The organism is Pseudomonas sp. DSV-1, assembly GCF_035830915.1.
Classification (GTDB): domain Bacteria; phylum Pseudomonadota; class Gammaproteobacteria; order Pseudomonadales; family Pseudomonadaceae; genus Aquipseudomonas.
In genome coordinates this window covers 2,034,381-2,059,601 of record NZ_JAYMYG010000001.1, presented here as the reverse complement: position 1 = coordinate 2,059,601, position 25,221 = coordinate 2,034,381, and the positions used below count along the sequence as shown (strand labels likewise).

Here is a 25,221-nt window from a genome sequence, read left to right as displayed (position 1 = left end):
CCCACCCCACCGTTCAATAAAGCAACCTCACCTCCTCGACAGCCTACATATATGGCAATATGCTATTGCCCCAATAAGCAAACCCCACCCAAACAGGATGTTTTGTGTGTCGAAATTCTTTTATACGGACTGCGTAATAAGCGATCTTAAACAAATAGACTTTCACCGTGATGAGTTCTCTGCCCGCATCAATGGGCGCACGGCCAAGCGCCTGGCCATGACCCATAAGCTTTATCACCACCTGATGGGCGCTGACCGAAGTGGCAAAAGCCGGGTCTGGTTTTACGCTCCGGGGTTCAATAAAGCGCTGGTCATCGCCGCTGTACGGCCTGCCGGCCATGAGCACAGCGTGCTGCGCAATCGCGCAATCAGCAGCCCTTACAAAATGCTGTTCAGAACCCTGCTTGCCGGCCTGCTGGCCTGGTTCGCCACCTGGGCCTTGCTGGCGATTCCTGTGCTGTCCTGGTATGGCGCCAATGCACAAAAGGGCGTGCCTTTACTGGAAACCCTCAGCCTGCAGATCGGGGTGGGGGGTGCGTTGCTGAGTTTCAGCTATTGGCTGTGGGTTCGGGTAAAAATGCACCGGATCGAGCGCTGGCAAGCGGGGGATCTAACACCTTATACCCAGGCTCATATTCCTGCATCTGAGTCCACCCCGCAGGCCATACCCAAAGCTGTCACAGAGGCCACCCCCGAGCTTGTCGATTAACCACTGGCGCTTATCCGCGCCAGCGGTTTTGCCGTCAGCCGGCCCCCTTCTATATCCCTGGGCGCCGAAGGCAAACCTCACAGCGTTCATCAGGTGCAATGGATGGCCATTCTTTATTTTCAGCTTTTAATTATTGTGACTCTTTACCTCACGAGCCTCGTCGGTAAAAAGTCATTGGCTATTGCCTGTGCTGCATGGTCTTTATTTACCCTTGCAAACGTGTTTCTCCCAGGTTTGCTCCTGCTCCAATTGCTGACTATCTGGGCCTGCTATTGTTTTTTTAAGCGCAAAAAAAACAATACGCCGCAGGCTCCTGCCATAGCGCCTGCCGACGAGAAGCCGACAACCGCAACGCCCATTGAATGTCCACCTGCGGGGGGCGCTTTTCTTCGTCCACTCGATACGCTAAACACTGCAGTCTCGTCCTTCAATGCCTCGGTCTTCTTGAGCCTTGAGGTTGATAAAGCCACTGCCTCGCTCGCAGCCGTGGTGTTCACTGAGAAACTTGACACTGAAAAGGCCCTGGCGCGCGCGCAAGCGGCTTTAAAGCTGGCTGCCTGGCGCCAGGAACATGGCGAGAAAGGTTGGGCGCACTATCTGCAAGCGCAGTCCATGTACAGCAAAGCGCTCGAGTCCAGTTCCAACTGCGCCGTGGCGGCATCTGCAGCAGAGTGGAGGCTTGCCGATTTTTCCCGCGCTCCCGGTGAGGGGGATAGCCCTCTGGCGATTGCCATAGAAGCCAAAAAGCGCCAGCTTCAAAGCGAGCGGGACAAGTTTTTCAGGGAAATTGTTGAGCAAGTCTGGGCTAACGTACCCCTTCGCACAGCCATGGCTGATGAGCTGTGCAAGATGGGCGGCCAAAAGACCTGGGAGTGCATTTCACGCACAGCGGCGCAGGCCCACAAACCCCCTGCGCGTCTTACGTTCGGCGCGGTACTGGGCAAGGTGCAGACGTCAAGGACCGATGGTCACACCCCCGTGTTACTCAGCCCTGTCTCAATAGGCTATTTCCCTGGACTCCTGCGCAAACAGGAACTCGATACACGGGTGCGCGCGCTGCAACTGCCCTATCTGATTCATTTCACACGCGTCGAGAATTTACCTTCAATCATGCAGCATGGTCTGTGCTCCATCACTGCTCTCACCGACCAGAACATCGACTTCAGATTTAACGACCATCTGCGCCTCGATGGGCACCCAAACGCCACTTGCCTGTCTATCGGCCATCCCAACGACAAGATGTTCGCCAGTTATCGCTGGAAGAGCCCCGAGCAAGGCTGGGCTGTACTTGTGATTGATCGCTGCGTTTTATGGTCACTGGATACGGCGTTCTGCAATCACAATGCGGCAGATAACCGTATTCGCCAACAGCCACTGGTAGACCTGAAGACGGTCGCGGCTTTCGACAACCTGTTCAGTCCCCAGAGCAACTTGCCTTCTCGAGAAGAAAACAGACTTCTGCCCTGGGACCCCTCCGATGTTCAAGCCGAAGTTTTAGTGTTCGACACATTACTGCCGACGTTTATCAACAGTGTGATTTTCAGTGACCCGAGCAGCCTGCAAAAGTATAAAGACTGCGTAGCAGACAAGCCTGTGCACATACACACTGAAAGCCGTGGCTTTCTCGGCGCACGAACTTATGCGCGCAAATCCGGATGGACTTATTGATGGCCAGCAGACCCGTTTTTATCCCTGCCCCTGACGGGCAAGCGCTCGTGAGCACTCAGATCGTAGACTTCCAGTGGTTTGCAGGTCTCTCCGTGTCTCAGAAACAAAAATCCATCACCTCACTTCACCAGGCGGCACATGCATTGCCAGGCATCGGTAAAGTGCTGGAGGTCTCCACAAAATCCCCTGAGCCTCTCGGCGCTGCACTCAGCGCTTTTAATCTTGCCTTTGATAGCTCGATGCTCGGTCACCCTTTGAGTGTCGAGTGCGCCTTCCAGGGCAGCAAGGTATTCGAACAAGGCGGCCCTTTTACCGACATTTATGCAGTGACCTCCAGTGAGGCAAAGCGTGACGAACGGCTACGCCTGTCAGGAAGGCTCACAGGCTTTGACTTCGCGAACATTCAATGGCCACTGGAGCCGCAGACAGCTTTTTACGACTGGCTATACATCAGCGCCCTAAAACATCGAAGGGACCTGGCGGATCAACTGTCCGAATACTCTGCCTTCACTGACATTGAGTTCAGCCCGCAAAAATCCATTAATTGCCAGGCCTACTCGGTTGCGCTTTTCGTGTCCCTGCAAAAAAGAAATTGCCTTGAACAGGCCACCGCATCACCCGCGGCATTTCTAAGTTACCTGGCGTCCAGGCCTGTTGTGAATGCGCGCCAGGATGACGTGTCTCAAGGTCAGCTGTTCTGAGTGTGCCCGGCATTTCGTTCGCATGGCGGCGGTCGAGCTAACCATCACCCCGGGTATCCATGCTCCCCGCAGGCTTTGGGGGCCTGAAAATCACACATCAACAGTGCGCCCCCTAATGATTTAACTTTTGGTTACGATGACACGTATCGAAGCCGCTTGAGGTGTGATGAACTCTAGACCCCCCCTGGTGCAGAGCCGTCTTGAACCGGATACCTCCATGATAAAATTCAGCAGTGTTGTGCGAGAAGGATACCCTGACAGGCTCTCCGGATTTGTAGAAAGAACGGTTGAGGATAATGATACTCATGATGTATTAAGGATCAGGCAATCCTTGCATGTTGAATCCCGCGCGCAGTCTTTGCCAGAGCAACTGAGTCTCAGTGATCTGAAGCGTATTGCTGAGTTTGCGAACTTTACAACACTGCATTACTCGGCCAATTGTGCGCTGCTGGCAGCCTGTGTTCATTACAACATAGAGAAAGGCGCCTCCCTTCTTAGTGCCAAAAATACGACATCGCCTTATATGGGCATGGACCCCGATATCGTCGCGAAGGTTATTTTCGGAAAGGCACTCAATGCTTCCCGTGACCTGTACTCGCTTGAGGAAGTCGATAACGAAGTCCTTAGAAGGTACGATATCAACGGCAATAAATCCTGTATTGTCGGTGCACAGAACTACAGAATCCCCCTCATTGGCGAGACTGGACATGACTTCAATGCTGTTGTGTTACTGGACTCGCACAACAAACCCTATGTTCAATATCTAGATGCCTGGAAAACGTCCAACACCACCCCGGACAGAGCAACGTTTGAGCACCATTTCCCCCTGGGCGCGATCTTTACCGTTCGCTCCTGCACGTAATTCAGAAAATGTTCGAGCTGAGCCACTCAGTTAAATTTGTCTTGTTGTGGCTTAAATCTCTGGAGGCGCGCACAAGTTCGGCGAATACGTGTTTCAGGAGGCCCAGGGTTGTGCCAGAAACCGTCAATACTCCTGTACTCATGGGCTGTCAGTAGCTCCGCCCGGCGCTGCACAAAAAGGAGCGGGCCGGGTCTGCAAGCCCGTCACCTGTTAACTGGAACTTCCGCCCTTAACATATATAAGAACGCACTCACTCAAATAGTGTCTGCAGCCGATAAATAATTTCACTATTTATTTGGCATTTATGTTCAGCGGTTTCAAACCCAACTCAGGGCAGAAATCAGTTTTCGGGGTCGGTCCTATCGGGCGAGTGTCGTGATTAAGCTGAGCCTGGAACAATCTCCACTCACGCGCAATAATGGAGTAAGGGACAAAGATACTCACCCTCTCCGCACCTCTTAAATCGGTCTGAGCAGGTATATCGTATGGTGTGACCGAGTAGTAACCTTCATTAATACCAACCACACTTCCGTCAACGCCGATGACCGGCCCACCCGACATCCCTTTAATCACTGGGGCATCGTGGATACCATATAGATCACCGCTATTTTCTTTTACATTGAGGAAGGGCGTTTGATACACCTTACCCTTGCCCGTGGTCGTCATCATATAGGGACTTACCCCCACGGCCGTTATGTCTTCACCCAGACACGGCGCTCGCCATGTAGGGTAACTGCCGTCTGCTTTGTGCTTGATGAAGGCGAGGTCACAGCCTGTACTGCAGGAGTATGCAATATCGGGCAAGAATGGAGTATGCCGGGTCGTTACAGCGTATTCATCGTTCCACTGCACTGCCGAGGCCGTATATAGAAACGGTGCTGGAAAGCCTGAGTAGACCACAAAGTATGTGTCGTTGAATTGTCCCGACAAATCGGGTTTTACGAAGCCGTTGCATCCTGCAGTGGAAAGTGCTATTAGCACAATACTAATCATCTTGATCATTATAAATTATCGGCTCTTAGAAATAATGCAGTCGAGTGTTATTGTCAGTATTTTGACAGCGTTGGGATAGCGCCTGAATCATCTGCTTTAGTGGTCGCTGCATTACTTATAGTCGAGTTTTAATAATATGAATGTCTAAATTCAGCTGGGGGCTATCTGAAAAGTTGCGGGCTCTAGGTATATGAGGGCGCTTGCGAGATCGAACTAGAGCCCAATCAACCGATGCTCATGCTGGGGCAGTGCTTGGGGGCTCCTAATTGCCCTTTGATTCGTTGATATATCCGATCGGCCGCTTTTGGCCAATCGCTGCCTTTAGTGACGGGCCGCTATCGGCCGATCCTGTTGAAAAAGTCGGTTCGCCCAAACAGCCTGGTCATTGACTGGTTAAAACACCTTTTTTGCACACTGCTAAGTGAAATTTGAGTCCGGAAGCGCGCGATGGTGATTTCCACACTTACGGATTGATTACGCCTTCAAGGTGTCAACCCAACTAAAGCCGATTCAAGAACCCATGGGGCAACTCAACTTGTGCAACGAGCCCGCCGCCACAACGGTTTCTCAATAGCAACTCTCCGCCGTGCTGGCGTGCCATGGCGCGGGCCGAGGACAGGCCCAGGCCAACGCCACCGGAGTTACGGTTACGAGAGGGTTCAAGTCGGACGAATGGGGCAAAAACGTTTTCCAGCTCCGCTTCAGGAATCCCTGGCCCTTTATCGCTCACCTCGATGCGGACCGAGCACGAGTCACTGCTCAATTGTATGCACGGCAGCTGCGCATACTTCACGGCATTTTCCAGCAAATTGGCAGTGATCCTTTTAATGCCTACCGGGCGGCCGAAAAACACCAGATGGGGCGGGCCTGCAAAATCGACGACGATACCCTGATCACTGTAATCATCGATCACGGTTTGCAGCAGCTCTGAGAGATCAAAACTGGTGGCTTGTTCCTGTAGTGCCTCGTCGCGAAAAAAACCCAGAGCCGAGTTGATCATCGATTGCATTTCATCAGTGTCACGGATCAGCTTGCGTTGCTGCTCAATGTCTTCAATAAACTCGCAACGAAGCCGCACACGTGTGAGAGGCGCGCGAAGGTCGTGCGAGATCGACGCTAGCATGTGCGTGCGTTCGGCGATGAACTGCTGAATTTTCGCCTGCATGGTGTTGTAAGCAATGATCGCTTGGCGAATTTCATACGGCCCTTCGATATCAATGGGAGGAGCGTGCAGGTCCCCACCAAAGCGTTGTGCTGCGCTGGTGAAGCGTTGCAGTGGGTTAGCCAGTTGGCGTGTGGCGAACCAGGCGACCAACCAAGTCGCAACCAGGCCGAGGGCAATGACGATGGCAAAACGCAACGCAGCACTCACCCCCCAACTGCGTTGCGGTGGCGTAAACGACAACCAGCTATCGTCGCTCAGTTGTACCAACATGACATAGCGAGCTTGCGGGCTATCCGCGGGCCAATTGGCGGGCTGCAAGACTTCAATTTTGTGATGTGTCTCCCCCAGTAACTCACGCAAAACCGGCGCACTATCAGGGCCTAACAAGGTACCAGACACAGGCAGTTCGAAGCCGCTTCGGCGCTCGCGCCATTGCACCTCAAGGGTCGGATTGCTCGCTGCGCCCGCCAACTGCGCGCGCATTGCCGGGGGTGCCGCCTGAATGACTCGCGTAGTAGCAGCGACCTGGTCCAGCAATCCGATCTGATCCACCGGGGGTTTGGCCCAGACCCCGGCGACCTGAACAAACAGGGCATAGAGAACGAGCGAGGACAGCATCGCCGCGACTATGGTCAATGCAATCCGGCGTCGAAGAGTATCTATGTGCGGAATCAGACGGATCACGTCCGCGTCACCTTGGCGTTGAACATATACCCACCATTGCGCACGGTACGAATCAGATCTGGACGTTTGCTGTCTGGCTCTATTTTTCGTCGCAGGCGGCTGACTTGCACGTCAATGCTTCGATCAAAGGCTTCATGATTCTGCCCACGCGTCAGATCGATCAATTGCTCACGCGTAAGGATACGTTCAGGGTGCTCAAGAAAGACCACCAGTAGATCGAATTCACCGCCAGAGAGCGGAATCATTACATCTGCGGACGAACGCAGTTCGCGGCGCGTAACGTCCAGATGCCAGCCAGCGAAGCGGATAACCAGCCGTGCGTCTTCGATACGCGGGTGCACAGGGTCATTGGCGCGGCGCAGCACCGCGCGTAACCGGGCAAGTAACTCTCTAGGGTCGAAAGGCTTGGTCAGGTAGTCATCGGCCCCCAACTCCAGTCCGACAATACGGTCACTCAATTCGCCCATAGCGGTCAGCATTACCACCGGAATACGAGTATTGAGCCTCAATTTCTGACACAGGCTTAACCCCCCCTCACCCGCAAGCATCAGATCGAGAATGATGAGGTCCGGACGCTTGCGGTCGATTGCCGCCCACATGGCTTTGCCATCGGTGGCCAGTTCCACTTCATAGGCATGCATGAGAAAGAACTTCTCTAACAGCAATAGGATTTCCACATCGTCGTCGACGATCAGTAACCTGCTCACATTCAGTGATCCATGGTGCAAAAAGGAAGGTATCTAAAACTATTCTGGCGCGACGGTCATTTATTTCAATCGTGAAACATTTCTGCTTTGCGGACATGAATCAGACATCTTCAGGCAAAAACACTCAGGCAAGCTGCGCGCAATCTATTCCGGAGCGCCCTCCATGCAGACACTGAGCAGCAAAGACACATGCACCGACGCCTTGATCCTGAAGCAGCTCACCAGCAAGGTCTGGAACAACGATCCAGTACTTTTTCAAGAGTCGCGCATGACACTTTCAAGCGATCGTGAACGTATCGTCCTGATCCGTTACATCGAGCACTACAGTCCCGGAAGCGGCCAATGGGTGGAGTACTCCTACTCCGTGCCAGTCTGCGAGTTCACTCAATGGATCATGGCTAATGGCGTACTGAACATCGAGAACTCAGAGAGCCGCCCGGGCGTCTGAGCGCTGCAAGTACCATTAATTTAAAATCGATTCAGGAACGCAAAAAATGGGAAGACGTATCTCGCTACCGCTAGTGGCGACCCTATCCATTTCACTCACTGCTTGTACCAGCCAAACCATCAGACCCGAAGAATATTCGGGCTTCTTGCATGACTACAGCCAACTGACGGAAAAAAAGCTTCCATCCGGAAAAAAGGTGCTGACTTGGGTGAGCCCGACACTGCATACCCACCATTACACCCGTGTGTATATCGAGCCGAGTCTGTTCTATCCAGAAATGCTACCGAGCGAACGCGCTCCGCAGTCAACGCTTTCGGCCGTAACCCATTACTACGATACCGCCCTCAAACACGAACTGGGCAAAGTGATGACTGTCGTCGAAACCCCAGGCCCCGACACACTCACCATCAGGTCCTCCATCATCTCTGTCGCGGCCAGGACGCAAAGCTTGCGATTTTATGAGTGGCTTCCCGTAACACTGCTTGCTGCCGGCGTCAGCACTGCTACCGGCATCCGCGACCAGGACAGTGAAATCACCACCGAAGTGGCTGTTCTGGATGCCGTCGACCAAGACGTTGTGGCGCAAATAGTGCGCAAAGAGACTGGCCGGCCACTGGACAATGATAAGCAGGTCATGACCCTGGATGATTTCAAACCGGTGCTCGATGGCTGGGCCGTCGATATGCGGCAGGCATATTCATCCGGCGGGAAATAAGTACTCATACGTGGGCACGCAACACTGTATGTCCCTTGGAGTTCGGCAGCCGCCAGGGAATTCGCCATCCTTGAATAGTAAAAGCTACGGGGGCTGGTGGGGTGGCCCACCGGAAGCCCTTGGGAATGGACAAGTTCCAGTCGTGGCAGCAACAGCATTCAGTCTTTTGGCTGGATAGAGACATTGGGGCAAACCCCCATGCCCACTTTCAAGCGAAAGCAAAATACCCCGCAAAGCACTCCATCCACTCACCGAAAAAGCCAGGTTGCGGAACTGATCCAAAAAATTGCGGAAGTGATCGTCAAATCGCACGCATAAAAAAGCCCCGCAGACGTTAATCTACGGGGTTTTCGAATGTGGAGGCCGAAGCCGGAATCGAACCGGCGCGGGCGGATTTCAATCCACTTTTTACATATAAGTCATAAACTTACTGCTATTTCGATTCCGCTAATGCTTCAGATTTATACGCCTGAACGTCAAGTATACAAAGGGTTTCATTTCAAAATACGGAACCGATTTACCCCCAAATTCCTGCGCCCCCATCGACAATACAACGCTCATCAATTAGCGAAGCTTACGTACCTGCTGAGCTACTGCTATCGGCCAAATAACTGCCCGGGATGCATTTAGCCTGCGTCGCATTCCTTCGAGACCTGTTTGGGCACTATTACCATTATTTCGCTGGCCAGGTGAGGTATTGATATTCAACCCTCCAGGATTCGCAAGATTAATCGAGACGGCATCTTGGCGCTGAGATGCAAAGTATTGCATGCAACTCTCTTTTGAATCGCCGAACCTTCCGGCTCACCTGAATTTGGATTAACGTCGAAACGCGGGAAATTACTGCTGGCAATATCCAGTCGAATACTATGCCCGGCTTTAAAAACGTTACAGGTCGCAAAGGGCTCGATAGTAATCTTGAACGGTTTACCTGGAATCAGTAGCTCAGGCTCGCTCCACGAGTCGCGGTAACGACAACGAAAAATGCCGTCGGTAATGTTCATAGCGTAGCCTTGGGGGTAATCGGTGCTAGCCGGGTAGACGTCTACCAGCTTTGCAGTAAAGTCCGTATCAGGACAATCGCTCTCTACCCACAATTCAATACTCACTGGCCCGGCGACAACAACGTCTTCAGATAACGGCGCTGTTTCAAAACTCAATACATCTGCACGCTGTTTCAACGGCATGTCATTACCTTGAGAGCCGAAAAACTCCGAGCATTCAATCTGATCGAATGCTCCACCGACAAACACGGGAGCCCCTGACGTTAATGATCCACCGACCGTGGGTACAGGGTTCGTCGGATCTGCGTAATAGCTAAGGTACTGGGTATCTTGGGTGGGTTTGGACGGGCTCAGATCTCCGCTGTGAGTCAGAAATAACGATTGATCGACAGTGTCGGGCAACGGCCATGCACTCGCAGAAATCCAGCGGCCGTCATGCTCGATACGTCCTTCAGCATTGCGCGCACCACTCCCGCCTCCCATCAGAAACACCTGTACTTGGTGAGCTTCGTCAGGCTCGGTAACTGGTTGTGACAAATGGCGTTCGAACCAATTCAGCCGACATTCCAGCCAAGTTTTTTCAACCTGCCCGTCAAAAGCGGCTAGAGGGCCGAACTCTGCGTTACCACTGAATGTGATGTTACGGTCTCCATGGAGCCAAGGCCCCATGATGAGCCGCTGCTGAGCTTTGCGTCCGTTGGTAAATGCTTCGTAGTTGGCTAAGGTTGAGCTGACGTAGGCATCGTACCAACTCGACATGAACATGACCGGGATATCAGGAATAGCGTCGTAATAACCTTCGGCATACAGGCCGAGCTGCTGCCAGTAATCGTCGAAAGTACCGTGACTCCATTGGGAGAGCAGATAGTCTTCGTACTCAGGCGAATGACGCAGCGGTGAATTCCCTGGGCTCCACGGCATCCGGGCAAACCAGGAACGAATGTCCTCCTTTTGCAACGCTTCGAAGACCAAAGGATCAGCCTTGGCGGCTGGGCTTTCCTTGGCCTGCTTATAGGCCCATGTCGCCTGTTTGAGCTCGAAAGCGCCGCCCTGCCGTATCCCGCACTGGTATGCGTTAGCGAACCCCCCCGAATCCAGCACCATCGTCGTTAGGCCTGGCGGATTCAGGCATGCCATCGCCAACTGAGTGTGCGCAGCGTAAGAAAGCCCCATGCTGCCTACACGACCATTGCACCATGGCTGCTCAACCAGCCAGCTCAACGTGTCGAAGCCATCCTCGGCTTCGTGGGTGTATTTCACAAACACACCCTCAGAGGCATAGCGCCCTCGGCAGTCTTGAAACACCGCAATCAAGCCACGCTGGGTAAAGGCTGACGCCATTTCTTCTCGTGAAAGATGGTGACCATCGAGCTGTTTTTCCGAACGAGATGGCTTCGACTTGTCGTAGGGTGTGCGCTCAATTACCACCGCCAAAGGAGCCGTCACGCCATCGGGCAAGTAAACGTCAGTCGCCAGACAGATGCCGTCGCGCATCGGCACTTTTAAATTATGAAATATTTGCATGTAAACGGACTCATCGAACGATCATCAAAAACGGCTAGTACCCGGTAAATACGGCGTAACTTAGAAGGCCAATGGCGATAGCAGCAAATACAAGAACCAGCGGCCATATGAAGCGAGCCCACTGCCCCCAGCCGACCTGAGCCGTAGCAAGCAGAACGAGCAAGCCGCTGGAGGTCGGAGTGATCAGATTAGTAAGGCCGTTACCAAGGAGAAAGGCAAAGACCGTGGTCTGCCCCGTGACGCCTGACAACTGACCGAGCGGCCCGAAGATCGGCATCGTTACAGCCGCCTGACCGGAAGTGGACGGGATGACAACATCTAGGCTCAGTTGGGCGAAAAACATCCCGTATGCGGATACCAGAGGCCCATGGTTCCCGACCATCTCGGAAAGTCCTTCAACGATGGTATCCAGCACTTGACCAGTGCTGAGGATGATCTCCACCGCAGTGGCCAGGCCAATCAACACACCGGCCATGAGTACCTTTTTCATGCCGTCTACAAAAGCCGTGGCCGCATCACTCGCCCCCAGTCCGGCAACTGCAGCGAAAAGCATGCTCAAGGCAAGGTAGTAGGAGGAAAGCTCCGGGTACTTCCAGTGCCAACGGTTGGAGGCATACACTAGGAACCCGATGCCGACCCCCATGATTAGCAGGTTCAGGACGTGTCTGGCCGGGAGCTTGGCGTGTTTGAATACAAACTCTGCGGATGCATCAAAGCCGAGTCGGCGAATGCTGAGCAGTACGAAAGCAACGCCTACGATCAGAAAGATCACGTATGCCGCAACCCGCATGCTAAGCCCGCTGAACATCGGAACCCCCACCAAGGGTTGCGCCACGGCCAGCGCTACCGGATTTGAAATCGACCCGAGATAACCCACTTTGACCGAGATCACTACGATGGCAAGGCCGATGATATTTGGCAGCCCCAGGCGAGTGGTCATGGCAACCATAAGCGGTACGACCATGATGTATTCCTTCGCCAACCCCATGAAGGTGCTACCTGCTGAAAACGCTAGCATTAGGAAGGGTACCAACACGTAGACGTTGCCTCGGGTCATGCCCAGCAAGCGTTCAAGCCCAGCTTCAATTACTCCGGCCTTGTTGAGTACTCCAAACATGCCGCCTATAAACAGCACCATGAAAATCAGTCCCGCACGCTTCTCGATGCCTTGAGGTATAGCCATGAACGCTTCAGGTAAAGAAACCGGACGAGCACTTTCACTATTTGAGGCCCGTGGAGCTGTCGAAACAAGCTGCCCCCACGAGTCGTCTTTATCCAATACGTGGTAAGAACCTGGAACAACAGCGATACCGTTGCGTTGGAACTCTCCGGAATCCACTGCGTATGTGAGGATCAGTGCTAAGAAAACGATAGCGAGAAGAATGAGAGATGGATTTACCTGCTTGGCAGGACGATGTATCGAGTCTTCGCTCAAACGTGAACAATCGCTTGGCTGAGTCGCAGACGTTTTAGTAGTTTCAATCATTTTGTTGAACCCGAATTGGTGCGCAACGCGTGCAGGTGGGGGCAGAAATGCAAGGTGCACTGGCGAGCTTTCGCTCAGGCCAGAGAGCAAAGTCGGATTCGTTTGATCTGGTGGGAAAGAACGATGCGAAGGTCGGCATGACGGCGCTCTCATAATTGTTTTTGTGATGGCCCTGAAGGGCATACGGCGGACACTAAAACAATCGAACACCGCTCACAACGCTATGAGTGATACGGGTTGGGGTATGCAAAACGTGAGAGTCAACACCCTCAACCGATGCGAGATGCCACTTCGATCAGTCGCTCTTTAAGGTGTTCAGCGAAAACGCTGACTGCCTTGGAGCGTGGCAGGTCATTGCGAAAAATCAAACCGAAACGGTACGGCAAGGGTGGCGTCAGGGGCCGAGTGATTATGGGCAAATCGGAGAAGTCGTTGGCGAGCAATGCGTTGATGATGGACACCCCGACCCCTTGAGCAACAAAGGCACAGGCGGCGCTGACGGAATGCACTTCAACCCGAACCTGGGGCGTGATCTGCGCGCTGCGAAAACGCTGATCCAGTTCGGTACGAAGGTTCCGTTGGCGCCCTAGCAGCACCAGAGGTACGTCCCTCAAGTCCTCGATCCGAAGTTCGGCGCTCTCAGCCAGCGGATGGCCCACCGGCAGGACACAAACACCTGCGGTTTCGAGCACAGGCTCAACATCGAAACCCTCTAAGTCAGTGGGTAGTCTGACAAAGGCAAAATCAGCCGTACGATCCAGTACTGCTCTTTCAAGCGTGTCATACGATCCAGTCAATAGCTCGATGACGACGTCTTCACGATCTTTCAAAAACTCTGCCACTATCTGAGGCAGTAAGTGCTGGGTCATGCTCGTGGGCACCGCGACCTTGAGCAAGGTGCGACGGGAGCGTCCCACTCGCAACTCATCGGCAAGCCGCTGTACACGCTGAAGGTTTTCCACCAGCCCTGATACCTCAGTAACAAACTCCTCCGCCTCTGGAGTAGCAGTCAATCGCCCCTTGCGACGAAGGAACAGCGCAAACCCCAGTGACTCCTCCAACTGCCCGAGCAGTCGACTGACCGCCGATTGCGATAGCCCCAGCCGAGTGGCAGCACCGATCGTAGAACCGGTCGCCATGATCGCCTTGAAGGTTTCGAGCTGTTTTAGGTTCAACGGATAACTCCACAGGTTGGTTTGGGGCAGCACAGCACATTTCGCATAGCCCGATGCGATTCACTCATAACGTTGCGTGTTGATTTAACGCCGATTAGTGTCCGCCACCAAGCGCTCACCAGTCCAGAGGCGCAACAAAATCAAGATTAAAGCCGACCATCTTACTGCTGCCAAAAACTATAACACCCAGCTGAGGATCCTTCATGCGTACACACATTCCGACCACCGCATTAGCTTGTGCTGGTTCTTTGATATCGATAAGCCCGGTGGTAATTGCGCAAGGGTTTTTCGAGGACTCTCATGCAAGTCTTTCTATGCGCAACTACTACTTCAACGACGACTATCGCGATGGTGGTAACGACCGTCGGGAATGGGCGCAAGGCTTCCTGCTGAACATGCAGTCAGGCTATACCCAGGGCATCGTCGGCTTTGGTGTGGATGTGCTGGGACTGTCAGGCCTCAAGCTTGACTCAACACCAGAGCATGCTGGCACAGGCCTATTACCAGTGCATGATGATGGCCATGCTGCTGATGAGTTTTCCAGTCTGGGATTGACCGCGAAAATAAGATGGGGCGACGCACTTATTAAAACCGGAACACTGCTACCCAAGATCCCCGTACTGGTCTACAACGACGGCCGTCTGCTACCGCAGACATTTCGTGGGAGTCAGATCGAATACACCGGCATCGACAAGCTATATCTTCATGCCGGCCACTTGGATGAGTTCAAGGCGCGTAATTCCACCGACAGCGTCGATATTTTCCCGCAAGGCTACACCGGATCCAAGGGTACGGATTTTGATTTTGGCGGCGCGACCTACTCTTTCACCAAGGATCTCAGCGCAACTTACTACTATGGCGAGATGCGTGAGTTTTACCAGCAGCAGTTCCTCGGCCTGGTCTACAAACTTTCGGTCGGGCCCGGCAACCTGACCACCGACTTACGGTATTTCAACAGCGCGGACGTCGGAGCCGCACGCAACGGACAAGTCGAAAGCGATATGTTCAGCGGCCTACTCACTTATCGGCTACAAGGCCATGCATTGAGCCTCGGATACCAGAAAGTTTACGGCGATACAGCTTTGCCCTACGCGAGCGTGAGCACGGTGTACTCGTTCTCGAATGCAGGGGTAGGAAAATTCATCCAGCCTGGAGAACAAACCTGGATGCTGCGTTATGACTATGACTTCGCGCCGTTAGGCATCCCTGGGTTGAGCTTCATGACTCGGTACTACAAGGGTGCCGACGGAGACTACAAAGGTCTGCTGGCGCGTGAGCACGAGCTAAACACCAACCTCAAGTATGTCGTCCAGGCGGGCAGCCTCAAAGGCTTGGGAGTAGAGTATAGAAACGCTGTATCACGCTCGACCTACGCCAGTGATCGAGACAACAACCGCTTGTACATAACGTACACGTTCAATCTCTGGTGATTCAAAACCGTGATGGATCCGCCTCGTTCTGATGAGTGTGCCCGTCTCGGTCGTGGGCAGCTCCAAGCAGGCGGGCTTTTATGTATCTGCTAGGCTTTCCTCATCATGCAGAGAAATACTATACCCGCACTTCCCGACGACCCACCACCGGCCCTATTAAACCGATTGAACCAAAACATAAACACACTGGGCTTGCTATCGAAGAAATTGGAGTCTGGATCGATTAACGCAATCGCTAACGCACTAGTAGGACTGCAAGTAAAAGCCAACTTCTGAGTCAATTGAATCTGAGGCGGGTTTGCGCTACTACCCACCAGGTTCTGCGCTTGTTGACTGTAACACTGTCATCAGAAACGACAGCGCTCATGATCATTCGCACCCAAAAACGCCATGATGGCACAATTATTTCTGGCTATAACCCATACAACGCCGATACCCCATGAGACGCTTCTCTCAGGTAACAACGATGGAATATGAGATGTTTTTTGTCATTGATCTCATGGGTACGTTCGTCTTTGCCCTGAGTGGCGCCGTGGCGGCCATTGACCGAAAACTGGATATTTTTGGGGTTTTGGTCATCGCCTTTGTAACAGCCTGCGGCGGCGGGGTAATTCGCGATCTATGTATTGGTGCCCTACCACCCGCCGGTCTCATCAACCTCGAGTACTTGAGCGTCGTTGCGCTGGCGGTCGCCTTGGCCGCCTTTTTCCAGCATCTATTACTCAAGCTGGCCCAACCCACCTTGTTCTTCGACGCCGTAGGGTTAGGTTTTTTTTCTGCATTCGGCGTTCACAAAGTCTATGCCCTCATACCGAACATAGAACTGGCCCTCCTGTTAGGTGTTATTACCGCAGTGGGCGGCGGCATTATCAGGGACGTGCTGCTCGGGCGTGTACCCGTGGTATTGACCAAGGAGATATACGCCTCCGCGGCGCTGCTGGGAGCACTAATCCAACTACTCGGTGAGTTACAGGTGATTGATCATCAAGTGGCGCCCTGGGCTGCAATTGCGCTCTGTACCCTGATACGAATGCTGTCGTTGAAATACCAATGGAACCTGCCCGCGATCAAAAAAAAATCGTGAGCCGACCCTATAACCGATAAAACATCAGCGGGAACGTCACAGAACGATTTTTAGTCAAAGGGACTTACCATTTTGTAACTATTAGCTTGATTGGAGGGGCAGATGGAAACTTTGGCTCGTAAAGAAAGCATGTCAAAAATGTCCGGCGATATTCGCAAGGTGCTGCCGACCCTTGAGGCAATATACAAAGATCTCCATGCCCATCCTGAGCTTTCGATGCAGGAAACCCGTACGGCGGCCATAGCGGCCTCGTTTATCAAGAAGTTAGGGTATGACGTCCACGAACAGGTTGGTGTAACTGGCGTCGTCGGCCTATTGAAAAACGGTGAAGGTCCCACGGTCATGCTACGTGCCGACATGGACGCCTTGCCAATGGCCGAAAAGACTGGCCTACCTTATGCCAGTCAAAAGAAAGGACAGACCGCTGAAGGAGACACGGTGGATGTGGCACATATGTGTGGTCACGATCTGCATGTTACGTGGTTGATGGGTACCGCACAGTTGATGGCGGATCATCGTGACTTATGGAGCGGTACCTTGATGCTGGTCTTTCAGCCTGGCGAAGAAACCGGGAAGGGAGCAAAGGCCATGATCGACGACGGAATGATTGATCGTTTCCCAAAGCCGGATATCATTTTGGGACAACACGTCATGGTTGGTGAAGCAGGTACGGTTGGACATCGTGCTGGTGCTATTCTGGCGGCTGGAGACAGCCTGCATATCAAACTGTATGGCCGCGGTGCCCACGGTTCCATGCCACAAAATTCAATTGATCCAGTGATCATGGCCGCGGCGACTGTCATGCGCCTGCAAACAATTGTCTCCCGCGAATTATCGCCTCTGGAAAGCGGGGTTTTGACCATTGGCGCTCTGCAGGCCGGGACCAAGGAAAATATCATTCCAGATGACGCGGTCATCAAACTGAACATGCGTACCTATGATGAAAATGTGCGCCGCAGGATGCTCGACTCGGTACATAGGATCTGCAGCGCGGAATGCCAAGCCTCCAACGCTGACCATCCGCCGGAATTTACCACCATTGACAGTTATCCAGTCACCGAAAACGACGCCGTCGCCACTGCCCAACTAGCGCAAGCTTTTGATGATCACTTCGCTAGTCGGTCATATGAAACTGCGCCGGCATCGGCCAGCGAAGACTTTAGTATTTTCGGGCGAGAGTGGAAGGTTCCCTACGTTTTCTGGTTCGTAGGAAGCACCGAAAAGTCGATATGGCAGCAGGCCTTATCAAACGCTAACATCAATCAAATCCCCTCTAATCATTCATCGAAATTTAATCCACAAATACATCCAACTCTTGAGACCGGATTGGAAACGATGCTGGTTGGAGCACTGACTTGGCTGAATACGCCCTCTTGAGAACAGTGGGAATATGCGCCTGAGCACCCGTGTATCAATGACAGCATTTCATTGAATCGCCCCTTGTTTCGTAAGCACCTTCCAAAAAATGCGGAACACATCCCCCCTTTTTCGCAGGCATAAAAAAACCCCGTAGACCTTGATCTACGGGGCTTTCGAATGTGGAGGCCGAAGCCGGAATCGAACCGGCGTGGGCGGATTTGCAAGCCGGGTCTGAAGCCCTTTATAACCGCGACCTGTAGGCTGTTTGGTGTTCCATTAGTAGGAGATTTCCAATGCCTTGCAGGCCGCATTCCGCCTAGGCTCTGTCTTAGGTTATGGACCCAAAAAATCATCAATTTCACGGAGCTCTGCTGGTTGAGTAAAACCCAGGACCATGTGCCTACCCGCCTAGCACCCCACTCAAGCTGGACTTACTCAGCGCCAGCAAATACGGGACTCCAGCAACAGGTGCTCGCTGCAACGACGCCTAACGCTGCTGGATGACGAGTAGCGATGTCACTCGAAAAGTCACTGAGGCTTCATGTCCCGCCCCCAACGTCCTTCCGGACGAAAAACTTATTACATATCAGCAAGCGGACGTAACTAGACGCCCAGCCCGGTGAAAATTTGTGAGTCTTGGCTTCAGGGTGCGGAGGGAGGCAACGCAGCCGCAATCATCATTCGGTCGACGTCTTCTTGTATCGGATAAGTATCAAAGGTATCTAGATTTTGACTAGTCTTGCTGCGAGTAGTTAGCGACTTCTGCTCGCTCCATCTATCAACTAACTCTACTATGCTCTCGAAAGTTTTAACATTCTGGATTTTCTGAGTACACTGAATCACTAAATAGGCTCGCTTCTCAAGCCCGATTAGTATTCCGAGAAAGCACTCTTTTATAAGCTTCTCATCAAAGTCGCCATTTATAACACCTACAGCAATGAACTCATAATAATTAAGGACGTAGGATAAATCCTTGGCAGCCTGCAAATAAACATCATCAAACTTCGCATCTTTAAATTTTTTATTATTTGGATCCGCAAGATACTCAGAAAATACTGGATGAATAGTTTTCTTACGTGGAAAAACATGAATTAAATTGTCGTTTTTATGAATAAAAAGCTCGCTATTCCTTTGATTCATAATTGTATTTACTGTATGCGCCTTGCGAGCAGCCGCAGAGCTAATTGTGGCCTGAACCCACCACCCTGCGCCCAGCAAGCAAGAGGAAACAAATAGTGCTAGCGACGTTTGGTAGTCTTTTGCTCCCTGAAAACGAAACACCAAATAAGTTGCAATCATGACAACGAAAAATGATATCGCAATGTACTTTATACCCGTTCGTGTCTCTTGATACTCTTGGAATATTTTTGCATAGAGCTGATTTATTAAGAATCCTGCTAACGAAGCAAAAATACCAAAACTGATCCATTCATTGAGATTCTGAATCAGTAACAAAGAGCTAAAATCTTCAAAGTTCCGACAAATTGCGACAACACCTAAAATCAAGGCGGTAGCGAGCAATAGTCCTTGGTAGAAACTGTGCTTGTTTGACAACGATCATATCCTTACGTTTTTAAAAGACACAAAAAAGGCCTCTAAGCAGAGGCCTTTTCAAAACTTTCAACTGTTACTCTTCGCAACCAATCGATAAAATCATAGTGCTTCCCCTTTCCTTTTACTGTTTAGCCCTAAGGCGATTTACACCAAGGGTTAGGACTAATCTATCGGAACGATGAGCTCATGCCAAGGGCTTTCGATGAAAAAAAACTATCAGAATGATCAATTCGATTTGTTTTTGATATCTAAAGTCAACTCCATCTGTAACATCAATCTTTAGCGACAGTACCAACTCCGCATCAGCTTCTAGGACATCGCATCAGAGATTGCGCTCCAAAAATCTTGAGCGCGCGCACCTGTTCGCCATGATTTTGCTGGCCTAGATTAAAGCACTGGCTTTTCGCCACATTTCGCTTCGTGTACCCTTCGCAGCATCACGTAACCCCGATCACGGACGAGCAGATGATCAAGAAAATCCCAAAGCCCTCAACAATTACTAGCCTTGTGCTCGAGTCAGAAGCTATGGGCGAAGGCCGCCCTGAATCTGAAACATCTCAAGCCAAGCGTTTTGAGCGAGCGAAGGAGGCTCTAGAGAAATTCGAGGGCGATCTATTCATTCATTCCGGCGGCATCAGTATTGGGCAGGAGGAAAACTTAGCGAGAATTCTGCAAGCCACACCAAATCGCCCAAAAAAAGCTACCCTCTGGCTGACCACCCCTGGCGGAGACCCTGATGCTGCCTACCAGATAGCGCGGCTGCTGCAGAAAAAATACGACCACTTCGCAGTATTCATCAATGGGTGGTGCAAAAGCTCAGGAACCTTGATTTGCTTGGGTGCCAAGGAATTGATCATGGATGACCTAGGCCAACTCGGTCCCCTAGACATTCAAATCTTGAACAAAGAGGAGTTTGGTGAACGACTTTCAGGGCTGAATCCAATTGAGGCCCTAAAGTCCATCAGCTTTCAGTCTTTAGAGCTGCTCAGGCAGCAATTTTTAAGCTTTCGGTTTGGTGGTGGACTAAGTACAAAGCAAGCCCTAGAGGTCGCTACCAACCTTACTGGCCAGTTGATGAGCCCCATCACGGCGCAGCTGGACATTATGAAGTATGGTGAATTCACGAGATCAATGCGTATCGCCGTTGAATATGGTAATCGTCTAGCTAAGGGGTGCGGGGGCGTGAACCTTAAGCCTGATGCTATTAATCTGCTGACCACTGGGTACCCGTCCCATGGGTTTGTAATTGATCGGGATGAGGCTTCAGAAACCATTTTTAATACGGTCTCTAAGCCTTCTCCAGAATTGATAGCGATTGCTGAGGGCCTTCAAGGTGTTGTTGACAGCTACTTTTCAGGGGCGAACAATTCGGTTCTGATGCTAGATTTGCGGCACGCATTACGCGTTCCGATTGTGACTCAGGCCAGCAATGAAGCATCTGAAGGCGAAGCTGTAACATCTATCTCTACTGAAATAGAAAGCGCTGCTCCTTCTGGGGCAGCAAACGAAACGCCAAAGAAAGTGTCAAAACGTAAAGCCCGCCCTGCAAAGGATAATGCAGAGCATGAAGCCCAACCGGAGGTTGAAGATGAAGCCAATGAGCCCGCTGCAACTGGAGCAGATAATGTCGAAGCACCAACTTGATATCCCTTCATATCGTGACACTTCGCGAGAGATCATCAAAAGGGCATTCGACGCTATCAATATCCCTCATGCGGCCACCCATCGAGCACTGAAAATTGCAGGCGAAGAAGTCCTAGGTTTGCGTTGATTTTTTCACTTCTTACTTCGCCATACGAGAAGCCCGGCCCAGTGCCGGGCTTTTTGATCCTGGTAATTACTGACACACCTCTCGAAAATACTCCTGCAGCCCCTTCAAGGCTGCCCGGTCTTTGATGGCCCCGACCCTGATATCGAAAACAGTTCGTCCAGAAGCTCCAGCGAGTTCGATGGTTCTGCCATCATCCAGGCTGGCGGCGCTGGAGGTATCGGACAGATTGCTGCTATTGGCACTACAACGCCCTGCGATGCGCAGGCGACGATCGCCAGCGGCAACATCAGCGCGCAGCTTTTCATTTTCAGCGAGAGCATGGGCTTTCTCCGTTGTGGCATTGGCGTCGAGTTCGGCCAGGGACTTTTGGGTGGCCTGCTGCCTCTCAAGCGCCTGGCGCACCTGAGCCGCTGCAGCGTTGGAAATGGTAGTCAGGTCGGCTTGATGTGATGCGCTCAGGTCGGTCAGTTGCTTACCATAGCGCCAGGCGTCCACTTGCCATGTGGAAAAAACGGAACACCCCACCAGCACGGCAAGACCAATCCAGCGCCACAAACTCACGCCAACACCTTCAGCGCCCGGGCATACAGAGCCTGACGATCCGCTGCACCTGTCTGGCCACCATTGATACGCTGGGTAATGGCGTCGAACTTGCCAGCATCTGCCAGGGTGTTCAGTCCATTGGTTGCCCAGAACCACGCTGCTGACATGCAGGCGTGCTGTGGCTTCTCCAGCAGCTCAGGTTGCGCGGTCAAGTCCAGGCCCAGCGCTTCGTCACAGGCGCGGTAGTTGTCCTTGCCTGTGATCTGGATAAGGCCGCGCCCACGATACTTCCAGCCGTCACCGGGGGCGGTATTGCCCATGCGGTTGCCATAGGCGATGTTGGCGATCTGTTCGGGCTTGCGTGCGACTGTAGTCGCCAGCTCCGCGTTGAAACGACTTGGCCACGTTTTGCGCAAAGCATCAGCGCTGTAGTTGAGATTCTCCACCAGGCGCACCAGGTGGCCGGACTCGTGGCCAACCTGCGCTACAAAGGCTGCGATGCGCTTCGTACCAGCGATCTGGTATCGACTCATCGCGGTGTTTAAGACAGGAACAAAAACGCCGGCAACTTGGCCGGCGTTCGGGAGGATCTGCAGCAACTGCTGCGATGCGATGGACATGGCTTTCTCCAGGCGAAAAAAATCCCGCTCGATGGCGGGTTGACTTGAGGGTTTGAATCAGTTGGAAAGCAGTGCTCTGGCCTCGTCGACGGAAAGATCTAAGCCATATTTCTCGACCAGCATGGTTACGGCAAACTCATTGCTGCTATAGCCGCCGACAGCGACCTGCTTGCGGTAGGCCGTCACCTCACACCAGCGCCGGTATGGCCGCACAAATTTGTATAGCAACTGATGAAGTACGGGGGCCAGCCCGTACAGCGGCCAGAGGTATGGCGAAACCAGCAGCATCAGCAGCGTGCAGAGCAGCAACCCAATACCAAGCACGGCGTACCACTGCCGCACATGCGTTTTTTCGTGCTCGATCAAACCCACATCGTCTTTGTACTTCGTAAGCAGTTTGATCAGCGGCCCCTGAGCTGTACCGCCAAACCCATTGGGCAGCCTTGTCGCGAGTTTAATCAGGTAGTACTTCATCTTTTCTCCAGGCGTAAAAAAGCCTGCGCAAGGCAGGCGTTCAGAATTAGGCGTATTTAGAAGGTGGAAGCGAAGCTTGTTTGCTTCCACTTTGCGTCAGACCAAACAAATGACCATCGATTACTTCTGTAAGCGCCAAGATTAATTCCCGTCATGCCCTCTGCAAAATCGCTACCCCAAGTAACGGATCGCCCACCTGTCGCATCCTGATTTAACTCTATGACAATTTCTTCGCCGGCCAACCCAGATCTGTTGATTGGATTAGCTACTTGTACATTACCGGTTAGCTCTTTGACTCGCATGAAGTTCCCTCGATTCAAATCAAACGAGACTACCGATGCAAAATTTCGCAGATTCTCAGTCTTCGCAACCTTCTTACTTCTAATTACAGAAGCTATTTGAGTGGGGAACAACTCCGTATCTTTAACCACATCATAATTTGAAGCAGCCTCACCAACCAGCACTAACGTGCCAGTAGAACTTTGCTGATAGCGACCATATTTGGTGTACGTACCCCCAGCCCCGCCCCCCATCACGGTGATGTCATTGGCGAATACAGACACTACGTATTGCTGGAACGTGTTAGGGCTATTCTGTCCAGCCACCCCGATGATCGTACCACGGCCAGACATATGTAGCCCGGCGCCTCCTGCGGCCAAGCTACCAGCGGAGCGCCAATTATGCTCTACGTGCGTCCTGAAAACCGTTGCGCCAATGGCGTTATCAAGGCGCACGCCCTCGTTCAAAGCTTGGAGATAAGTGCCGCCATAGATCCCCACGTCACTGACGGGGTTCTCTACGAACAGGCCATGTTTACCACCTCGAGTATTGCCACCCCACACATCAACCGAGGACACAATACCATCCCCTACGTTGAGCAGATGAATACAGTACCCGCTGGCATTGAGAGAAGAGCCTGAGAAATCGGTAATAGAACTTTCGAAGACGTTTCCGGACAAGATTAATCCGGATTCTGAAAACCCGGCCAGGTCAAGATCTTCAAGCTTCATATTGTAGATAAAGTTCAAGCTGCCATTAGCTTCAAACTCTAAAGACCTGCTCCCTCCATTAGCCCTTAAACCTTTAATCGTTACTTCACTAAGCAGTCCAGTTCCAGTTACGCGAACTTTAATACCACCACCCGATTCAAAGAGAAGAGTTGACCCGTATGCGGTTAAGTGACAATTTCTCACCAGCTTATTAACTGGCATATCAACCTTCTGAGGAGCCCTGAAGGTGCCGCCTTGAGGAATCAAGAGAGTTCTATTATCCCCATTATATAGCCATGAAAGGGCATCATGAAGAGGAACAGAATCATCCAGCCCACCGCCCTTTGCCCTAAAATCATAGAGGCTGACAGTTTCAGTAAGTTTTCTATTTACATCAACACTGTCTATGCCTGCAACTCCGGATAACCCAAGGTTTTTATAGCTAATCTTTTTCGCGCCTTGGGCTGGATCTGCTAACTCCTGCCTTAGCACATCATCACCAAGCAATATAAACGCATCACTTTCAGTTGCCCAGTTACCCGTCGTGATGTAGGGCACTGCCGCCAGAGACGACAATCGATAGGGCTGGCCGTCCTTCATGACATATTGAGTGTGCCACTCGATCCGGACGCCTGGACCGTAATCACCGACTGAAGAGTAACCACTGGACGCCATAAAACTATCAAACTGTTTGCCGCGCAGGGCCTGACATTGGTCAAACTCAGATTCGCGCCTAACCTGATCAACGCTATGCTCGCTCTCCATCCCGGACCAAGACTTTCGCGGCACTCCTTTGCGGTCTAGATACGAAGGACTTGGCCCAAGACACAGATAATCCAAATTGCGGGCGTTATCGGAGAGGTCTTTCGGTGAGGTTGAGCCAAGCGGATTGCCGGTGTTGTGCGTCATGGTGATGTTGCTCGCAGAATACGCTAGCGGCGCCGCGAAGGATGCGGTACCGAGGGCGCTGAGTTTTAACAAGTGCCGGCGACTTACCATGACGACCAAACCTCAAAAATGCAGGAAAAGTCGTCAGTATACCGGTGGAAATTTCGTACAGATGTAATGGCCAGACTGGCCATTACTGGAATGAATCAAGTTTCATGTTGGCGCGGCCACTTCCGGTTCATGGCGATATCGAAGATATCCGCACCAAGGATGTATTCAGGTGCCTCCATCCATTCCCTATCAATCAGTGGCCGCTTGAAAAGGCTGAGCTGGGCGCTAAACCGCCAGAGATCAACGCCCACCAATACAGGGCCACTGTAGATGTCGACGAAATTGGCGCGGTACGGTTCCATCCCCATCGGGGTCAGGAGTGGGCATTCAAACGGTAATGATCCAGAGAGTAGGACGTATTCAAACCACCCTTCAAACAACTGCGCCTCGGACGGTGTCAGCAACCAGGTGACAGTCGCCACAGTTGGAGTGCTGACAAACGCGCGGCGCCGCTCCGAGCGCCCGCTCACCAGTTTTGTACTGGTCATCGGGCTGACAGGATCAAAGCCGTAGCCCTCCCGCTGCGGCGTCGGCAGACCTTCAGGATATGCAAGCAT

General features: G+C 52.2%; 22 protein-coding genes. 10 read left to right on the top strand and 12 right to left on the bottom strand.

The genetic code is table 11. From position 1 onward, the window contains the following. Positions 1–106 precede the first annotated feature (106 nt). The 4 genes from VSQ83_RS09785 (at position 107) to VSQ83_RS09770 (ending at position 3,940) form a co-directional block, all read left to right on the top strand. Positions 107–709, top strand: a complete 603-nt coding sequence (locus VSQ83_RS09785) for a hypothetical protein (RefSeq protein WP_326426348.1) — start codon at positions 107–109, stop codon at positions 707–709. Positions 710–811: 102 nt separating this feature from the next. After that, positions 812–2,377 (top strand): DarT ssDNA thymidine ADP-ribosyltransferase family protein, encoded by a 1,566-nt coding sequence (locus tag VSQ83_RS09780; protein ID WP_326426345.1) that lies wholly within the window; start codon positions 812–814, stop codon positions 2,375–2,377. Continuing rightward, a complete protein-coding gene (locus VSQ83_RS09775; RefSeq protein ID WP_326426343.1) occupies positions 2,377–3,078 on the top strand; it encodes a DarT1-associated NADAR antitoxin family protein in 702 nt (233 codons plus the stop codon). Before VSQ83_RS09780 ends, VSQ83_RS09775 begins: the two co-directional genes overlap by 1 nt. Positions 3,079–3,295: 217 nt before the next feature. Next, positions 3,296–3,940 (top strand): T3SS effector cysteine hydrolase SpvD family protein, encoded by a 645-nt coding sequence (locus VSQ83_RS09770; protein WP_219261390.1) that lies wholly within the window; start codon positions 3,296–3,298, stop codon positions 3,938–3,940. A 291-nt stretch (positions 3,941–4,231) separates the two neighbouring features. Here the strand turns inward: VSQ83_RS09770 and VSQ83_RS09765 are convergent, their stop codons facing one another. From VSQ83_RS09765 to VSQ83_RS09755, 3 genes are all read right to left on the bottom strand, one after another. Then, the gene (locus VSQ83_RS09765; RefSeq protein ID WP_257622812.1) at positions 4,232–4,942 is read right to left on the bottom strand and encodes a serine protease; all 711 of its coding nucleotides are present in this window, start codon (positions 4,940–4,942) and stop codon (positions 4,232–4,234) included. Between the two features lie 490 nt (positions 4,943–5,432). Next, on the bottom strand, positions 5,433–6,782 hold the full coding sequence (locus VSQ83_RS09760) for an ATP-binding protein (RefSeq protein ID WP_219261389.1): 1,350 nt from the start codon (positions 6,780–6,782) through the stop codon (positions 5,433–5,435). Continuing rightward, positions 6,779–7,489, bottom strand: a complete 711-nt coding sequence (locus VSQ83_RS09755; RefSeq protein WP_326426340.1) for a response regulator — start codon at positions 7,487–7,489, stop codon at positions 6,779–6,781. The genes VSQ83_RS09760 and VSQ83_RS09755 overlap by 4 nt, the downstream gene beginning before the upstream one ends. A 163-nt stretch (positions 7,490–7,652) precedes the next feature. Here VSQ83_RS09755 and VSQ83_RS09750 point away from each other — a divergent pair, with 163 nt between their 5' ends. After that, on the top strand, positions 7,653–7,937 hold the full coding sequence (locus tag VSQ83_RS09750) for a hypothetical protein (RefSeq protein ID WP_219261388.1): 285 nt from the start codon (positions 7,653–7,655) through the stop codon (positions 7,935–7,937). A gap of 46 nt (positions 7,938–7,983) precedes the next feature. Beyond that, positions 7,984–8,652 (top strand): DUF3313 domain-containing protein, encoded by a 669-nt coding sequence (locus VSQ83_RS09745; protein ID WP_133078336.1) that lies wholly within the window; start codon positions 7,984–7,986, stop codon positions 8,650–8,652. Positions 8,653–9,356: 704 nt separating this feature from the next. On the opposite strand, the gene VSQ83_RS09740 is transcribed toward VSQ83_RS09745, so the two are convergent. The 3 genes from VSQ83_RS09740 to VSQ83_RS09730 all read right to left on the bottom strand — a co-directional run bounded on the left by VSQ83_RS09740 (position 9,357) and on the right by VSQ83_RS09730 (position 13,841). Next, positions 9,357–11,180 carry a CocE/NonD family hydrolase gene (locus tag VSQ83_RS09740; protein ID WP_133078335.1) on the bottom strand — a complete coding sequence of 608 codons (1,824 nt, stop codon included), beginning with the start codon at positions 11,178–11,180 and terminating at the stop codon, positions 9,357–9,359. Between the two features lie 34 nt (positions 11,181–11,214). Next, the gene (locus tag VSQ83_RS09735; RefSeq protein WP_133078334.1) at positions 11,215–12,666 is read right to left on the bottom strand and encodes a YfcC family protein; all 1,452 of its coding nucleotides are present in this window, start codon (positions 12,664–12,666) and stop codon (positions 11,215–11,217) included. 269 nt (positions 12,667–12,935) lie between these two features. Continuing rightward, complete coding sequence (locus VSQ83_RS09730) at positions 12,936–13,841, bottom strand: LysR family transcriptional regulator (protein ID WP_133078333.1); 906 nt, start codon at positions 13,839–13,841, stop codon at positions 12,936–12,938. Between the two features lie 203 nt (positions 13,842–14,044). Between VSQ83_RS09730 and VSQ83_RS09725 the strand changes: the two genes are divergently transcribed. The 3 genes from VSQ83_RS09725 to VSQ83_RS09715 all read left to right on the top strand — a co-directional run bounded on the left by VSQ83_RS09725 (position 14,045) and on the right by VSQ83_RS09715 (position 17,732). Next, on the top strand, positions 14,045–15,271 hold the full coding sequence (locus VSQ83_RS09725; protein ID WP_133078332.1) for an OprD family porin: 1,227 nt from the start codon (positions 14,045–14,047) through the stop codon (positions 15,269–15,271). A 478-nt stretch (positions 15,272–15,749) separates the two neighbouring features. Next, complete coding sequence (locus VSQ83_RS09720) at positions 15,750–16,355, top strand: trimeric intracellular cation channel family protein (protein ID WP_326426335.1); 606 nt, start codon at positions 15,750–15,752, stop codon at positions 16,353–16,355. A 102-nt stretch (positions 16,356–16,457) separates the two neighbouring features. Continuing rightward, positions 16,458–17,732 carry a M20 family metallopeptidase gene (locus tag VSQ83_RS09715; RefSeq protein WP_326426333.1) on the top strand — a complete coding sequence of 425 codons (1,275 nt, stop codon included), beginning with the start codon at positions 16,458–16,460 and terminating at the stop codon, positions 17,730–17,732. 624 nt (positions 17,733–18,356) lie between these two features. Here the strand turns inward: VSQ83_RS09715 and VSQ83_RS09710 are convergent. Continuing rightward, positions 18,357–19,268: a DUF4760 domain-containing protein gene (locus VSQ83_RS09710; protein WP_326426331.1), complete on the bottom strand. Its 912-nt coding sequence runs from the start codon at positions 19,266–19,268 to the stop codon at positions 18,357–18,359. A 465-nt stretch (positions 19,269–19,733) separates the two neighbouring features. Between VSQ83_RS09710 and VSQ83_RS09705 the strand changes: the two genes are divergently transcribed. After that, complete coding sequence (locus tag VSQ83_RS09705; RefSeq protein WP_326426328.1) at positions 19,734–20,912, top strand: SDH family Clp fold serine proteinase; 1,179 nt, start codon at positions 19,734–19,736, stop codon at positions 20,910–20,912. Between the two features lie 193 nt (positions 20,913–21,105). Here the strand turns inward: VSQ83_RS09705 and VSQ83_RS09700 are convergent, their stop codons facing one another. The 5 genes from VSQ83_RS09700 to VSQ83_RS09680 all read right to left on the bottom strand — a co-directional run bounded on the left by VSQ83_RS09700 (position 21,106) and on the right by VSQ83_RS09680 (position 25,221). Then, positions 21,106–21,594, bottom strand: a complete 489-nt coding sequence (locus tag VSQ83_RS09700; protein ID WP_326426326.1) for a lysis protein — start codon at positions 21,592–21,594, stop codon at positions 21,106–21,108. A gap of 2 nt (positions 21,595–21,596) precedes the next feature. Further along, entirely contained in the window at positions 21,597–22,202 is a 606-nt protein-coding gene (locus VSQ83_RS09695; RefSeq protein WP_326426324.1) for a glycoside hydrolase family 19 protein, read from the bottom strand. A gap of 57 nt (positions 22,203–22,259) precedes the next feature. Then, positions 22,260–22,676, bottom strand: a complete 417-nt coding sequence (locus VSQ83_RS09690) for a hypothetical protein (RefSeq protein ID WP_326426322.1) — start codon at positions 22,674–22,676, stop codon at positions 22,260–22,262. Between the two features lie 56 nt (positions 22,677–22,732). Further along, positions 22,733–24,574, bottom strand: coding sequence for a hypothetical protein (locus VSQ83_RS09685; RefSeq protein WP_326426320.1), 1,842 nt, complete (start codon positions 24,572–24,574; stop codon positions 22,733–22,735). Positions 24,575–24,759: 185 nt separating this feature from the next. Beyond that, positions 24,760–25,221 carry a hypothetical protein gene (locus VSQ83_RS09680; protein WP_326426317.1) on the bottom strand — a complete coding sequence of 154 codons (462 nt, stop codon included), beginning with the start codon at positions 25,219–25,221 and terminating at the stop codon, positions 24,760–24,762.

Excerpts from the sequence above, each read along its gene's own strand:
- VSQ83_RS09765 (WP_257622812.1), bottom strand. The coding sequence starts at position 4,942 with ATGATCAAGATGATTAGTATTGTGCTAATAGCACTTTCCACTGCAGGA.
- VSQ83_RS09695 (WP_326426324.1), bottom strand. The coding sequence starts at position 22,202 with ATGTCCATCGCATCGCAGCAGTTGCTGCAGATCCTCCCGAACGCCGGC.
- VSQ83_RS09725 (WP_133078332.1), top strand. The coding sequence starts at position 14,045 with ATGCGTACACACATTCCGACCACCGCATTAGCTTGTGCTGGTTCTTTG.
- VSQ83_RS09780 (WP_326426345.1), top strand. The coding sequence starts at position 812 with ATGGCCATTCTTTATTTTCAGCTTTTAATTATTGTGACTCTTTACCTC.
- VSQ83_RS09690 (WP_326426322.1), bottom strand. The coding sequence starts at position 22,676 with ATGAAGTACTACCTGATTAAACTCGCGACAAGGCTGCCCAATGGGTTT.
- VSQ83_RS09715 (WP_326426333.1), top strand. The coding sequence starts at position 16,458 with ATGGAAACTTTGGCTCGTAAAGAAAGCATGTCAAAAATGTCCGGCGAT.
- VSQ83_RS09680 (WP_326426317.1), bottom strand. The coding sequence starts at position 25,221 with ATGCTTGCATATCCTGAAGGTCTGCCGACGCCGCAGCGGGAGGGCTAC.
- VSQ83_RS09735 (WP_133078334.1), bottom strand. The coding sequence starts at position 12,666 with ATGATTGAAACTACTAAAACGTCTGCGACTCAGCCAAGCGATTGTTCA.
- VSQ83_RS09770 (WP_219261390.1), top strand. The coding sequence starts at position 3,296 with ATGATAAAATTCAGCAGTGTTGTGCGAGAAGGATACCCTGACAGGCTC.
- VSQ83_RS09740 (WP_133078335.1), bottom strand. The coding sequence starts at position 11,180 with ATGCAAATATTTCATAATTTAAAAGTGCCGATGCGCGACGGCATCTGT.
- VSQ83_RS09745 (WP_133078336.1), top strand. The coding sequence starts at position 7,984 with ATGGGAAGACGTATCTCGCTACCGCTAGTGGCGACCCTATCCATTTCA.
- VSQ83_RS09720 (WP_326426335.1), top strand. The coding sequence starts at position 15,750 with ATGTTTTTTGTCATTGATCTCATGGGTACGTTCGTCTTTGCCCTGAGT.
- VSQ83_RS09685 (WP_326426320.1), bottom strand. The coding sequence starts at position 24,574 with ATGACGCACAACACCGGCAATCCGCTTGGCTCAACCTCACCGAAAGAC.
- VSQ83_RS09705 (WP_326426328.1), top strand. The coding sequence starts at position 19,734 with ATGATCAAGAAAATCCCAAAGCCCTCAACAATTACTAGCCTTGTGCTC.
- VSQ83_RS09775 (WP_326426343.1), top strand. The coding sequence starts at position 2,377 with ATGGCCAGCAGACCCGTTTTTATCCCTGCCCCTGACGGGCAAGCGCTC.
- VSQ83_RS09750 (WP_219261388.1), top strand. The coding sequence starts at position 7,653 with ATGCAGACACTGAGCAGCAAAGACACATGCACCGACGCCTTGATCCTG.